13 protein-coding genes and 1 pseudogene are annotated in these 12,894 nt (G+C 60.3%); 10 read left to right on the forward strand and 4 right to left on the reverse strand.

Features of this window, described 5'->3' with window-relative positions; genetic code table 11:
• Positions 1-159 (forward strand): annotated as a pseudogene (gene tdh, locus ASC96_RS32915) (L-threonine 3-dehydrogenase); the annotation flags it as partial.
• Positions 160-198: 39 nt separating this feature from the next.
• On the opposite strand, the gene ASC96_RS20800 reads toward tdh, so the two are convergent.
• On the reverse strand, positions 199-750 hold the full coding sequence (locus tag ASC96_RS20800) for an SH3 domain-containing protein (protein WP_244482242.1): 552 nt from the start codon (positions 748-750) through the stop codon (positions 199-201).
• A gap of 46 nt (positions 751-796) precedes the next feature.
• A complete protein-coding gene (locus ASC96_RS20805) occupies positions 797-1,291 on the reverse strand; it encodes an invasion associated locus B family protein (protein ID WP_060505031.1) in 495 nt (164 codons plus the stop codon).
• Positions 1,292-1,577: 286 nt separating this feature from the next.
• Between ASC96_RS20805 and ASC96_RS20810 the strand changes: the two genes are divergently transcribed.
• From ASC96_RS20810 to ASC96_RS20835, 6 genes are all read left to right on the forward strand, one after another.
• Positions 1,578-2,273: a L,D-transpeptidase gene (locus ASC96_RS20810; RefSeq protein ID WP_200954916.1), complete on the forward strand. Its 696-nt coding sequence runs from the start codon at positions 1,578-1,580 to the stop codon at positions 2,271-2,273.
• A 107-nt stretch (positions 2,274-2,380) separates the two neighbouring features.
• The gene (locus tag ASC96_RS20815) at positions 2,381-2,725 is read left to right on the forward strand and encodes a GFA family protein (RefSeq protein WP_060505032.1); all 345 of its coding nucleotides are present in this window, start codon (positions 2,381-2,383) and stop codon (positions 2,723-2,725) included.
• Positions 2,726-3,175: 450 nt separating this feature from the next.
• Complete coding sequence (gene rpoD, locus ASC96_RS20820) at positions 3,176-5,227, forward strand: RNA polymerase sigma factor RpoD (protein WP_060505033.1); 2,052 nt, start codon at positions 3,176-3,178, stop codon at positions 5,225-5,227.
• A 296-nt stretch (positions 5,228-5,523) separates the two neighbouring features.
• Positions 5,524-5,817, forward strand: coding sequence for a GYD domain-containing protein (locus ASC96_RS20825; protein WP_060505034.1), 294 nt, complete (start codon positions 5,524-5,526; stop codon positions 5,815-5,817).
• A 131-nt stretch (positions 5,818-5,948) separates the two neighbouring features.
• Positions 5,949-6,320, forward strand: coding sequence for a DUF427 domain-containing protein (locus ASC96_RS20830; RefSeq protein WP_060505043.1), 372 nt, complete (start codon positions 5,949-5,951; stop codon positions 6,318-6,320).
• A 127-nt stretch (positions 6,321-6,447) separates the two neighbouring features.
• Positions 6,448-7,653 carry a DUF930 domain-containing protein gene (locus ASC96_RS20835; RefSeq protein ID WP_060505035.1) on the forward strand — a complete coding sequence of 402 codons (1,206 nt, stop codon included), beginning with the start codon at positions 6,448-6,450 and terminating at the stop codon, positions 7,651-7,653.
• Between the two features lie 21 nt (positions 7,654-7,674).
• Here the strand turns inward: ASC96_RS20835 and ASC96_RS20840 are convergent, their stop codons facing one another.
• Positions 7,675-8,136, reverse strand: coding sequence for an SRPBCC family protein (locus tag ASC96_RS20840; RefSeq protein ID WP_060505036.1), 462 nt, complete (start codon positions 8,134-8,136; stop codon positions 7,675-7,677).
• Between the two features lie 58 nt (positions 8,137-8,194).
• Here ASC96_RS20840 and ASC96_RS20845 point away from each other — a divergent pair, with 58 nt between their 5' ends.
• Positions 8,195-8,518, forward strand: coding sequence for a helix-turn-helix domain-containing protein (locus ASC96_RS20845; protein ID WP_060505037.1), 324 nt, complete (start codon positions 8,195-8,197; stop codon positions 8,516-8,518).
• A gap of 6 nt (positions 8,519-8,524) precedes the next feature.
• Here ASC96_RS20845 and ASC96_RS20850 read toward each other — a convergent pair whose 3' ends face one another.
• A complete protein-coding gene (locus ASC96_RS20850) occupies positions 8,525-8,977 on the reverse strand; it encodes a VOC family protein (protein WP_060505038.1) in 453 nt (150 codons plus the stop codon).
• Positions 8,978-9,283: 306 nt separating this feature from the next.
• On the opposite strand from ASC96_RS20850, the gene ASC96_RS20855 reads away from it, so the two are divergent.
• A complete protein-coding gene (locus ASC96_RS20855; protein ID WP_060505039.1) occupies positions 9,284-10,537 on the forward strand; it encodes a sensor domain-containing diguanylate cyclase in 1,254 nt (417 codons plus the stop codon).
• Positions 10,538-10,768: 231 nt separating this feature from the next.
• Positions 10,769-12,343, forward strand: a complete 1,575-nt coding sequence (gene metG / locus ASC96_RS20860) for a methionine--tRNA ligase (protein ID WP_060505040.1) — start codon at positions 10,769-10,771, stop codon at positions 12,341-12,343.
• Positions 12,344-12,894 lie beyond the last annotated feature (551 nt).

Here is a 12,894-nt window from a genome sequence, read left to right on the forward strand (position 1 = left end):
CGCGAAATGTTCGAGACCTGGTACAAGATGATTGCCTTCGTGCAAGGCGGCCTCGACCTGTCGCCGATCATCACCCACCGCATCGGCATCGACGATTTCCGCGAGGGTTTCGAGGCGATGCGCTCCGGAAACTCAGGAAAGGTTGTCATGGACTGGTAGGGGCTTTCCCGCACCGCGTTGACCCAGTGCGGGCCTGTTCTACTCTATGACTTCCCTTGGGTAGACGCCCCAGAGTTTCGTCTGGGCGACGTAACCGCTGAGCCGTGGCCGCTGGATGGCGACGTGGCACCAGGAGCCGCTACAGTCGATGATCGTCACAATCACGCCCGGTTGCATGAGGGCGGTGACCTTAGGGGACTGGCCCGGGCTGCGCTGCAGGCTGGCGCCCTCCTTCAGCCATGGTGCGATCATGGCGGTACGCTGGCCCGACAGAAGGGCCGCGTGCATCCAGCCGGATGATCCATCGTGATCGCGCACCAGCCGCCAGTTGCCCCATTCCTCGATCAGTTCCATCGGCAGGCCTGCGGCCATGTAGACGAACCGCACCGCATAATCGGTGGAAGGGCCAACGCGCATGCGCGCATTGTCGCTCTTCAGCGAGACGAAACGCGGCAGTTTCAGCCCCGTCACACGGCCGGTATTGCGGCCGGGCGCCGCGATGGTGTCGCCCGACGCTACCTGCGTGGTCGCTGCCACTGCCGGCTGCGCCATCGCTGCACAGGCGGCAAGAAACACGATGGCAGCCTTCATCTGTCCCGTCTCCGGCCCCTGACTGTATCTGCCGTCGGTAGCCTGTTCATTGGCATGCACTTGCCCTTTTCAGCGCGGCCGTGATGCCATCAAGCGAAAAGGCGTATTGGGTATCGGTGCCGCGGCTGGAGGTTGCCTGAAGCGTCAGCGTGGCTCCGGACTTCATGGCGGCGACCAGCGCGTTGTCGCGGGTTTCGCGGATCGGCCATGCGACGTTTCCGCGCGGGGTCAGGGTAAAGACGTCGTTGCCGACCTTGACCGTGACCTCGGACCCGGCCTTCAGGGTATATCCCATCTGGGCCTGCGGCATGTAACCGCCGGCACCTTTTGGCGCGACCAGCAGGAAGTTGTTGCCATGGTTGACCCCGGCCGGCTCCATGTCGCGTGGCATGGTCAGCGCGTAGCAGGCGGTCTTGCCGTTATCGGCGTAGGAATAGACACCCCAGTGGCCGAAAGTCTTGACCATCACCGGCTGCGCCTGGGCTGGAAGGATGGTGCTGGCTAGGGCCAGGGCGGCGAGGATATGCCGGTTGAAGGACATCTGATCTCCGTCGTTAAGGGGGAATGGGCCTGTCTGGCAGGCGCTCAATGCGTCCTTAATGAAAGGGCCGAAGGGTTATCAAAAGGTAAATTTCGTCCCGCAGGAAGCCGCATGCGGCCGCTTGAGACATGCCGGATGGGCGTGGGCGTCACCGTTCTTAAGGGCATCCGGGGAGGTCCGCTCACCCCATCAAAACCTGTTCACGTTTCCGTTAAGTGGGTTCCATTGGCTGCTTGCGCATGGCAATCCCATGGCCTTGGACAAGCAGATGAGGTTTCCCCGATTGATTGATTTGAATGTGTCCCGCCGAACCTTCCTTCAGGCGGGCGGCGCCTTTGCAGCGCTCGGTCTTGCCGGTTGCGCCACCACGGCACAGCCCGTCGCCGTGCCGGTCAAGGCCGAACCCATCGTGCTGCCGACCGCCGAAAGCGAGATGTACAGCGCCCGGCCGGAGGAGCAGTTTCCGCTGCCGGCTGTTCCGTACCAGAAGATTCCAGTGCGCTTCCGCCGCCAGTGGGTCGACAACACGACCGGCGAGCGTCCCGGCACGTTGGTCGTCGATACCGCCAATCATTTTCTCTACCTCACCTATGAAAACGGCAAGGCGATGCGTTACGGCGTCGGACTTGGCCGTGCGGGCTTCGAGTGGTCGGGCCGCGGTGTCATCCAGTACAAGCGCAAATGGCCGCGCTGGACGCCGCCCGACGAGATGGTGGCGCGCCGCCCCGATCTCGAACCCTACAGCATTGCCAATGGCGGAATGGACCCGGGCCTGAAAAATCCGCTGGGCGCTCGCGCTCTTTATATCTTCAAGGACGGCGTCGACACGATCTACCGCATCCATGGATCGCCGGAATGGTGGACGATCGGCAAATCGGTGTCATCCGGCTGTGTGCGCATGCTCAATCAGGATGTGATCGATCTTCATAGCCGGGTGCCCAACCGGACAGAAATCCTGGTCACCGGCACGGCGATGGGCTAGCCGCGCACGGCCCTGGCACGTGTGCCTTTTTGGGTGGCGATGCAGGCAAGACCTTGACATTGCCACCCGCAACATCATCTCTCAAGCAGCAGGCTTGGGAGGGTTTGATGATCTATTCTGGAAGTTGCCATTGCGGTGCCATCGCCTTTGAAGTCGAGGCCGATATCACGCAGGCGATGGACTGCAACTGTTCGATGTGCCGCCGCCGCGGCGGTCTTCTCGCCTTCGTGCCGCGTGAAAATTTCAGGCTGCAGACACCGCAGTCGGCGGTATCCACCTATCAGTTCAACAAGCACGTCATCCAGCATCATTTCTGTGCCACTTGTGGAATTGCGCCCTATGCCGAGGGCGAGAGCAAGACCGGCGCGATGACGGCGGTCAATGTCCGCTGCCTGCCGGATGTCGATCTCGAAACCCTGACGATCACCAAGGTCGACGGGCGAAGTTTTTGATGCGGGAGGAAAGCATGAAGGGTTGAAGCCGGGCCTCATCTGCAAGCGGAGATTCCTTTGGCTCTTGTCTTTCCATCAACAGTTCCTACATTTCGGCCATGGAACTGAATCTTTGAAGCACTCTGCTAGATTCAGTCTTTTTTGCCGATTTGAACGGTTTTTCACCGGAAATGCTTGACGGGACCGAAAATTGTGGGAATCACCATTTCTAATACAGTGGGTGAAATAGGTACGGCGGACAGATCCATCATGCATGTGATGCCAGAACGGCGCTGCTGTCGCAGTTCGCCGGTTTAACTGCGGTGAGTGGCGTGGTTAATCAGGAATTAAAGATCATCCCGTTACGTCAGGGGTAATGATTCGCGGTGGGAGCGATTGACGCACCCGAGCTACGAAAAAGTTTTGCACCGCGCACGCGTTGAGTGCTGTCCAAGGAAAGCGACGATATAAATGGCAACCAAAGTCAAAGAGAACGAAGAAGCAGAAGCCGAACGCGAAGGCGCACCCGACGGCCCGCTTCTTGACCTCTCGGATGACGCGGTCAAGAAGATGATCAAGGCCGCCAAGAAGCGCGGCTATGTGACCATGGACGAGCTGAACGAGGTTCTGCCGTCCGATCAGGTTGATCCCGACCGGATCGAAGACATCATGGCGATGCTCAGCGAAATGGGCATCAATGTCGTCGAGGACGAGGAAGCCGACGAGGGCACCGCAGCCGCCGAGGAAGAGGATAGCGATTCCGACGGCGAGAGCGAAGGCGGCGAACTGGCCCCTTCGGGCGGCACGGCTCTTGCGACCGCCAAGAAGAAAGAACCGACCGACCGCACCGATGATCCGGTGCGCATGTACCTGCGCGAAATGGGCTCGGTGGAGCTTCTGTCGCGTGAGGGCGAAATCGCCATTGCCAAGCGCATCGAGGCTGGCCGTGAAACGATGATCGCCGGTCTCTGTGAGAGCCCGCTGACGTTCCAGGCCATCATCATCTGGCGTGACGAACTCAACGAAGGTAACACGCTTCTGCGCGAGATCATCGATCTCGAAACCACCTATTCCGGTCCGGAAGCCAAGGCTGCACCGCAGTTCCAAAGTCCTGAGAAGATCGAGGCCGACCGCAAGGCTGCCGAGGAAAAGGAAAAGAACCGCAAGCCGCGTGCTGGTGACGACGACGTGACCAATGTCGGCGGTGAAGGCCTGCCGCCGGAAGAAGAGGAAGAGGACGACGACGAGTCGAACCTTTCGCTCGCCGCGATGGAAGCGGAACTGCGTCCGCAGGTCATGGAAACGCTCGACATCATCGCCGAGACCTACAAGAAGCTGCGCAAGCTGCAGGACCAGCAGGTCGAAGCCCGCCTGGCTGCGACCGGCACACTGTCGCCTGCCCAGGAGCGCCGCTACAAGGAGCTGAAGGACGAGCTGATCACGGCGGTCAAGTCGCTGTCGCTCAACCAGAACCGCGTCGACAGCCTTGTCGAGCAGCTCTACGATATTTCCAAGCGCCTGATGCAGAACGAAGGCCGTCTGTTGCGTCTGGCCGAGAGCTATGGCGTCAAGCGCGACTCGTTCCTGGAACAGTATTCCGGCGCCGAACTCGATCCGAACTGGATGAAGTCGATCGCCAATCTGGCCGCCAAGGGCTGGAAGGAATTCGCCAAGAACGAAGGCACGATGATCCGCAACATTCGCGGCGAGATCCAGAATCTGGCCACGGAAACCGGCATCTCGATCTTCGAATTCCGCCGCATCGTTTCGATGGTGCAGAAGGGCGAACGCGAAGCCCGCATCGCGAAGAAGGAAATGGTCGAAGCGAACCTTCGCCTCGTCATTTCGATCGCCAAGAAGTACACCAACCGCGGCCTGCAGTTCCTCGATCTGATCCAGGAAGGCAACATTGGCCTCATGAAGGCGGTCGACAAGTTCGAATACCGCCGTGGTTACAAGTTCTCGACCTATGCGACGTGGTGGATCCGTCAGGCGATCACCCGCTCGATCGCCGACCAGGCCCGCACGATCCGTATTCCGGTGCACATGATCGAGACGATCAACAAGATCGTCCGCACGTCGCGCCAGATGCTGCACGAGATCGGCCGCGAGCCGACCCCGGAAGAACTGGCCGAGAAGCTCGCCATGCCGCTCGAAAAGGTCCGTAAGGTCCTGAAGATCGCCAAGGAGCCGATCTCGCTCGAAACTCCGGTGGGTGACGAAGAAGATAGCCACCTCGGCGATTTCATCGAGGACAAGAACGCGCTGCTGCCGATCGACGCCGCCATCCAGGCGAACCTGCGCGAAACGACGACCCGTGTTCTCGCCTCGCTGACGCCGCGCGAAGAACGTGTCCTGCGCATGCGCTTCGGCATCGGCATGAACACCGACCACACGCTCGAAGAAGTCGGCCAGCAGTTCTCGGTTACCCGCGAACGTATCCGTCAGATCGAAGCCAAGGCGCTGCGCAAGCTGAAGCACCCGAGCCGCTCGCGCAAGCTGCGTTCGTTCCTGGACAGCTAAGAACGAACTCCTTTCGATTGAACAAGTGGAACCCGGTCAGTGAAAACTGGCCGGGTTTTTCGTTGGGCGGCCGGAGTTTACCGCGTGCGCCCCTCCGCGCTCACAGCCTTTCCTTGTCTGTTTGAGCCGCCGAGACTATAATTTAGTAATCGCTAAAACTTCTGAGCTGTCATCGTACGCGTTCTGTTGACTGAGATCGGCTGTCCGCTTTGCCGGATAGTGTGTCCGATGAGGCGGGAGGCGGAGGCATCAATCGCGGCGCCATCTTCAAGGTCGTGCCGTATGGGAGGTGTGCTATGACCATGTATATCGTGTTGATCAACTGGACAGAGCAGGGTGTCAAGAACGTGCGCGAGTCGCCCAAGCGTCTCGACGCGGCAAAGAAGCTGCTGAAGGATATGGGGGGCTCGTTCAGGGAGTTCTATCTGACCATGGGCGATCACGATATGGTGGCGGTGTGTGAAGCGCCTGATGATGCGGTGATGGCGCGGTTTGCGCTTTCACTCGGAACGGGTGGTAATGTGCGCACCAAGACATTGAAGGCATTCCCGGAAGCCGCCTACCGGGAACTGATCAGTTCGCTTGGATAGAGGCGCGCAATCAGGCTGAGCGGGCTAAACCGGTCAGGGCATCCGTTTGGGGGGCCGCATCCTCTTGATTCTTTCTCGTTGCGGCCCAATGTGAAGGGAGCAAAACTCGCTTCAAACGCTTGGAGTTTTTCATGCTCGACAAGCCTGCCAAAATACCCGGTCCGGATCACCCTATTGTCATCGCGCCCAATCCCGGCCGTGTCGTTGTCCGGTTGGGCGATATCGTCGTTGCCGACAGCCGCCATGCCCTGACATTGCGTGAGGCGTCCTACCCGGCGGTGCAGTACATTCCCCGTGCCGATGTCGACATGGCGCGGCTGCAGCGAACGGACCATGCCACCTATTGCCCCTACAAGGGGAATGCGTCCTATTTCAGCATGACCGAGGGTGGCCCCAGGCTCGAGAATGCCGTCTGGTCGTATGAAGCGCCGTATGATGCCGTCGCCGTCATCCGCGATCACCTGGCGTTCTACCCCGATCGCTTCGTGATCACGGACGCTTGAACGCTTATCCACCACGCTAGGAACAGCGTTGCGCGCATGCTAGGAAGAAAGGGGCTCGCCCCTGGTCTGCCTGTCCCCATTTCCCGCCGGTCACGATCCGGTCAGTATCCGGTTCTAATCACCATCCATGCAGCAGAATTCGGAAAAATGGTGGGGCACATTCAAGGCGGGGCTGCTTGCTTCCGCCGCCCTCCATGTCGTTGCCGCTGCGTTTCTGATCTTCGATATGCCGGTGATACCGCCACAGCCTGAAGAGCAGGAAGTGGTCAAGGTCGAGATGGTGCCCGAACCGGAGAAGAAACCGGAGCCTGAGAAGAAGCCGGAACCTGAAAAAAAGCCGGAGCCTGAGAAGAAACCTGAACCGGAGACGAAACCGGAACCGAAACCGGAGCCAGCGGAAGAGGTCAAGCCGGTGGAAAAACCGGTAGATAAGGCCGAGGAGAAACCGGCGGAAAAAGCTGAGCCACAGGCAGCAGACAAACCTGCGGCAGGGCAGGCGGATGCGCAGAAGGCTCCAGCCGGGAAAACGGAAGTCCAGAAGGCCGAAGCAGAGAAAGCTGCAGCACAGCCGCAAGCCTTGGAATCGGCCGCCAGGGAGGGGGGGGAAGAAGCAGGTGGCGACCGTCCTTCGGAACCGGAAAAACAAGCCGAGCTCGAACCACGCGCCGAGCGCGCGGCTCCACTTACGAGCGAGCAGGCGCCGGACGAGATTGAGCCGCAATTGCGCAAGCCCTTGGATACGCCTGCCGAGACGGCGGCCGCTGCCAAGCTGCCGGAGCTCGATCTGCCCGAGGCGGCCAATGCCAACCCGCTGCTCAACGAAGGCGAAGCCCTGATCGAGAGGGTACCGATCCCGCAGGTCAAGCCGCAAGACCGGCCGGTGGATGCCGCCGTGTCCGATCCGCAGAAGCTGGCGTCGGCTGATGGCGCTGACAAAAGACCCAGCCGTCCGCCCGCCGAGTTGAAGCGTGCAAAGGAACTCTATTCCGCCGATACGTTGTCCGATCCGCGTGTCCGTCAGGCGCTCGGGAAGCTGCCACGGGATCGGCGGATCGTGCAGATGTGCATGATCGAGACGCTGGAGCAGGTGCGCCGCACCCGGGAGGATACCGTCCCGCAGGGGCTGTTCTTCGATCCGCGCAATGGTTCGCCCATCGCAGGCCAGGTGATGACGGCCAATGGCGCTGCCTATAAGACCGCGCAGGGCTGGATCGATGTCGATTTCAAATGCACCGTCAACGCGGAAGCCGACGGCATCACTGCGTTCAGTTTCGCGGTCGGCGGCTCGGTTCCAAAAAGCCAATGGCAGGCGCGGCGGTTCCCGAGGAATTGAGCCGCCACGCCCATTGCTGGATTACTTGTAGAAGCCTTCCCGCAGGTTGATGCCGTGCTCCAGCCAGGCCTTCATGGCGCAGAGCGCGCCGGTCCAGCCCTCGCAATTGCCGTAGGAGCCTTTCAGCCCGCCCGGCGTCTGGCGCCAGCCTTCCTCGGCAATCGTCACCAGTGTGCGGCCATCGTCGGTGGGCTCGAACAGCATGGTGACGGTGGTGTCGTATTTGGGTGTGTCTGAGCCCGGTCCTTCATAGGCAACCCATTGGAAGACGATCTTCTGGTCTTTCATCACCTCGATGACCTTGACCGGGAAGGCGCCAGGAAAATCGTGGAAATCCCAGGTGACGGTGGCTCCCGTTTCAAGTCTGCCCTTGGCGCCGCCGGTGGTAAAATAGCGCGACAGCTGTGCCGGATTGACCACCGCCTCGAAAACCTCCGAGACCGGCTTGGCGATGCGTCCGGCGACCCTGAATTTTAGCTCCATGTTTTTTCCTCCTGCCTTTATACTTGCTCCGACTCTTATTATGTTATAAAAAAACAACATGTCAATCGACGAGAAAAACGACAAAATCTTCAAGGCTTTGGCCGCCTCCAGCCGCCGGGCCATGCTGGATATCTTGAAAGATCAGCCGCAAACGACAGGCGATCTTTGTGCACGCTTTCCCGCCCTTGACCGCTGCACGGTGATGCAGCACCTCAAGGTTCTGGAGGCGGCGGATCTGGTCATCGTCAAGCGCGAGGGGCGCGAGCGCTGGAACTATCTCAACGCCTTGCCGATCAAGGATATCCATGACCGCTGGATCGGTCCCTACGCCGCCCATGCCGTTGGCCTGCTCGGCAGGTTGAAGGATGATCTGGAAGGGTAGGCTGGTTCAGCCGGCGGCGGCTTTCTCCAGACCCGCCACATCGATCTTGACCATCCGCATCATCGCGTCACGCACCCGTCCGGCTCTGGCCGGGTCCGGATCGCTCATCAGCCGCATCAAGGCATCCGGAATAATCTGCCAGGTGACGCCGAAACGGTCGGTGAGCCAGCCGCATTGCTGTGCCTGTCCGCCGTCCAGCAACCTCTCCCAGTAATGATCGACCTCCGCCTGGTCGGCGCAGGCGACGAAGAAGGAGACGGCTGGGGTCAGCTGGTAATGCGGCCCGCCATTCAGCGCCATGAATGCCTGGCCTTCCAGTTCGAAGGCGGCCGTAAACGTTTTGCCGTCCGGCCCCTTGTGCTGATAGGTCACCGTCGCCTGCTTGAAAATGGAGAGATAGAAGGCGATTGCCTCGTCGAGATTGTTGTCGAACCAGAGAAACGGCGTGATCTTTTGCATGAGCTTTCCTCCTGTTTGCGTGAACATTACCTGCAATGACGAACGGTCAGGTCCGGATTCGACACCGTCAGTGAAATTTTCTGAAAGAGCGAAGGAAGCTGGCAGGCCTTGAGAGCACGGCTGCGGGCAGCAAAAATGCCCGCAGCTACCCGCCTTTTGCCAGTCACATGCCCGGTATTGTGAACAATCCAACAGAATTCAATGGCAACTTTTTACGAATTGCCGCCGTAGCATCGGGACTGTAGTCAGGTCTTTGAGGAATTGTGGAGCGCATCTGGATGCGCCGGCGCAAGGAGAGAAGTGCTCATGGCGGCTGTACGCGCATTCGGAAAATCATCCGCTGAGACGATCCAGCGGGAAATCGACCGGCTGGCGGCGCTGGAAGCCTTCGATCTTCTCGATACGCCCCGCGATGAAGGCCTGGACCGTATTGTGGGCCTGATCAGGGAGATTTTCTCCGTCGAGATCGGCATCGTCTCGCTGATCGACGCCCACCGGCAATGGTACAAATCCTGCATGGGCCTTGCCGCCGAAGAGGTGCCGCGCGAAGACACGTTCTGCCGCTATGTCATTGATATCGAAGAACCTATCGTCGTCCAGGATGCCACGAAGGACTCGCGGTTTTCGGAGCATCCGGCCGTCACCGGCGAAAGCCATATCCGCTTTTACGCAGGCGTACCCTTGCGCACCAGGGCTGGGCATGTGATCGGCACAGTCTGCGCCATCGATCGGCGGCCGCGGTCGTTCGGCAATCGCGATCTGACCATCCTGACCGGGCTCGCCGGTGTCTCGATGGACCGTATTACCCTGTTGCAGTCTGCAGCGACCGATAGCCTGACCGAGGCGCTGACCCGGCGCGCCTTCAAGCAGGAAGCGGATCAGCTGATCTCGCTGGCGCTGCGCCACCAGCATGACATCGCCTGCATCGTCCTCGATGTCGATGATTTCAAGTCGGTCAATGACACGCATGGTCACGCAGCGGGTGACGAGGTTCTGAAGAACGTTGCAGCGACCTGCAAGGGCGCGCTGAGGGCGGGCGATCTGCTGGGCCGTCTCGGCGGCGAAGAGTTTGCCATCCTGCTGCCGCATGTGGACCGGGAAGGGGCGCTGGCGGTTGCCGAAAAGGTGAGGGCGCTAATCGCCGCGCAAACTGTCAGGGCCGGGGACCATAAGCTCAACGTCACCGCAAGCTTCGGTGTTTCGGCGCTGTCGATCATCGGCAAGGATATCGAGACGCTGCTCGCCCAGGCGGACGCGGCCATGTACAAGGCCAAGCATACGGGCCGCAACCGCTGTGTTTCCTGGAGTTCGCTGCAGGCGGATCAGGCGGTTGGCACACGGCGGCGCGTCCTGAAGGCAGGATCGATCGTTTTCAACGACCGCCGCTCGACCATCGACTGCACCGTCAAATCGCTCGGCAGCGACAGCGCCGGTCTTACCGTGTCCAACTCCGCCGGCATCCCCACCGAATTTCTCCTGTCGATCAAGGGCGAGGGGTTCGAGACGCGGTGCCAGGTGATCGCCCAGGACCGGCAAAACCTCGAAGTCTCCTTCCGGTAATCGATGCCATCTGACCGGCCGGATTGACATACAGGCCCTGTCTGTTTTATCTGGCCGCATGACCAGTCTGCCGATCAACGCTCTTTCCTGCATGATGATGCCGCTCTCCATCCGAGAAGCGGACCCTTTTGCGTGATCTGAGATAATTTTCGCCAGACGCCCAAGCCGCTTCATCCGAGGCGGCTTTTTTTGTGGAACCGCCTCCCCAGACCATCCAGAGGAGTTCCGCCCATGATCCAGCCCGCCAAATCCGCACCGGTGCGCTACGTCACCACCGCCATCCCGTTCGTCAATGCCGCTCCACATCTGGGGTTTGCGCTCGAGGTGATCCATGCCGATACGCTCGCCCGGTTTTATCGAGAGCGGGGAGATGATGTCCGGCTGCTGGCCGGAACCGATGAGAACAGCATCAAGAATGTTCGCGCGGCCGAAGGGGCAGGAGAGCCGGTCGCCGATCTCGTCGCACGCAATGCCGCCCGGTTCCAGGCTCTGCCGGAAAGCCTCGATCTCTCCTACGATGATTTCATCCGCACCAGCGTCGATCCCCGCCACACCCCGGGGGTCACGAAACTCTGGCAGGCCTGTTGCGATAGTGGGGATATCTACAAGCGCTCCTATACCGGTCTTTACTGCGTCGGCTGCGAACAATTCTACAAGCCGGACGAACTGGTGGATGGCCGCTGCCCCGAACATGATGCGCCGCTGGAAGAAATCGAGGAAGAGAATTGGTTCTTCCGGCTGTCGAAATACACAGACCGGCTGCGCGATCTTTACCGGCAGGGAGCGATCCGGGTCGTGCCGCATGCGAGACAGAACGAGATTTCCGCCCTGATCGAGCGCGGCCTGGAGGACTTCAGCATTTCGCGCACCGCAGAGCGGGCGCGCGGCTGGGGCATCCCGGTTCCGGGCGATCCCGGCCAGGTGATCTATGTCTGGTTCGATGCGCTCGCCAACTACATCACCGCCCTTGGCTATGGCACGGATGAGACGCTGCTTTCGCAGTATTGGACAAATGCCAAGGCCCGTGAACATGTCATCGGCAAGGGCATTACCCGGTTTCACGCGGTCTACTGGCCAGCCATTCTGCTCTCGGCCGGCCTGCCTTTGCCCACCCGCATCCTCGTTCACGGCTATCTGACGACGGAAGGCCGCAAGATCAGCAAGTCGCTCGGAAACGCCGTCGATCCCACCGTCCATGCGAGGCGCTTCGGGGCGGATGCCCTGCGCTATTTTCTGCTCCGCCATATCCGCACCACGGAAGACGGCGATTTTTCGATCGAACGTTTTGAAACTGCCTACAAATCCGAACTGGCGGGACAACTCGGAAACCTCGTTCACCGCACGCTGAGCATGATCGAGCGTTCCTGCGGCGGCATCCTGTCACAGCCTTCGCAGGAATTTGCCGAAAACGACACGCTGATCCGCCAGGCCCACAGCCTTGAGGAAGTCGTCACCGCCCATCTCAATGCCTATGCCTTCGACCGCGCGCTGGATGCGATCTGGAAACTGGTGGCCGCGGCCAACAAATATGTCGCCGATCAGCAGCCATGGGCGCATGCAAAGGCGGTGGCGGCAGCCCGGACGGAGGATGAACGGCAGGCGGCTGTTATCCGCCTCAACGGCAGCCTCTACAGCGTCGCCTGGACGCTGCAGATCATCGCCGAAGCACTCACTCCGTTCATGCCCCTCACTGGCGCGGAGCTGCTGCGAAAGCTGGGATTGGAAGCGGCAGATGACGGTCAGCGGCCAGAACTTGCCGGAGCGAGGATCGCAGCCGGTGCTCCGTTGTTTCCGATGGATTCGTGACGGGCATGGTGCCAAGACGAGCCGCATGGATGGTCGTCGCGAAGGGCGTCATCCATTCGGCCCCATCGTCTCCTACGTAACCCGGTCAAAAAGCAGGACGCCGGCTTGCGAGATGATTTCGGTCGCGTAACAGTGAAGATCTTCGTCCGGGACGCGATGATCGCAGCACTCTCCAACGTGATGCTTATCGAATGTCGCAGTGGCCGCATGCGTATCTCTGCCTCGCACGGCGGGGGATAATTGGTTTGCTGGAATGCAACAATTTCGGGACTTTACGCAGGACTTCTCCCCAATTCATCCCCGCAAATCCCCGGTCTGAAAACCCGTGCCATACTCACGTCGTCCCATCACGGATACACCGGAAAGCGTTGCCGGCGAGATGGGGCCGGTGCCCGGACGGTTTGGCGAAACGCGCGCAAAATCCCCGGGGCTGCGTGAAAGGTGGTTCTCCTTCGGTTCGCAAATGAACCGGGCGTGCCGGGTGGTCACACCGTTCTTGGACGGTCCAGGGCCAAACCCCGCCGGATTGAAAGGCTTGGCGGATAAGCGGC

The sequence above is a fragment of the Rhizobium sp. Root1204 genome (assembly GCF_001424965.1).
GTDB lineage: Bacteria > Pseudomonadota > Alphaproteobacteria > Rhizobiales > Rhizobiaceae > Pararhizobium.

Excerpts from the sequence above, each read along its gene's own strand:
- ASC96_RS20845 (WP_060505037.1), top strand. The coding sequence starts at position 8,195 with ATGTCAATCGACGAGAAAAACGACAAAATCTTCAAGGCTTTGGCCGCC.
- ASC96_RS20800 (WP_244482242.1), bottom strand. The coding sequence starts at position 750 with ATGAAGGCTGCCATCGTGTTTCTTGCCGCCTGTGCAGCGATGGCGCAG.
- ASC96_RS20805 (WP_060505031.1), bottom strand. The coding sequence starts at position 1,291 with ATGTCCTTCAACCGGCATATCCTCGCCGCCCTGGCCCTAGCCAGCACC.
- ASC96_RS20835 (WP_060505035.1), top strand. The coding sequence starts at position 6,448 with ATGCAGCAGAATTCGGAAAAATGGTGGGGCACATTCAAGGCGGGGCTG.
- ASC96_RS20840 (WP_060505036.1), bottom strand. The coding sequence starts at position 8,136 with ATGGAGCTAAAATTCAGGGTCGCCGGACGCATCGCCAAGCCGGTCTCG.
- ASC96_RS20815 (WP_060505032.1), top strand. The coding sequence starts at position 2,381 with ATGATCTATTCTGGAAGTTGCCATTGCGGTGCCATCGCCTTTGAAGTC.
- rpoD (WP_060505033.1), top strand. The coding sequence starts at position 3,176 with ATGGCAACCAAAGTCAAAGAGAACGAAGAAGCAGAAGCCGAACGCGAA.
- ASC96_RS20850 (WP_060505038.1), bottom strand. The coding sequence starts at position 8,977 with ATGCAAAAGATCACGCCGTTTCTCTGGTTCGACAACAATCTCGACGAG.
- ASC96_RS20825 (WP_060505034.1), top strand. The coding sequence starts at position 5,524 with ATGACCATGTATATCGTGTTGATCAACTGGACAGAGCAGGGTGTCAAG.
- ASC96_RS20855 (WP_060505039.1), top strand. The coding sequence starts at position 9,284 with ATGGCGGCTGTACGCGCATTCGGAAAATCATCCGCTGAGACGATCCAG.
- metG (WP_060505040.1), top strand. The coding sequence starts at position 10,769 with ATGATCCAGCCCGCCAAATCCGCACCGGTGCGCTACGTCACCACCGCC.
- ASC96_RS20830 (WP_060505043.1), top strand. The coding sequence starts at position 5,949 with ATGCTCGACAAGCCTGCCAAAATACCCGGTCCGGATCACCCTATTGTC.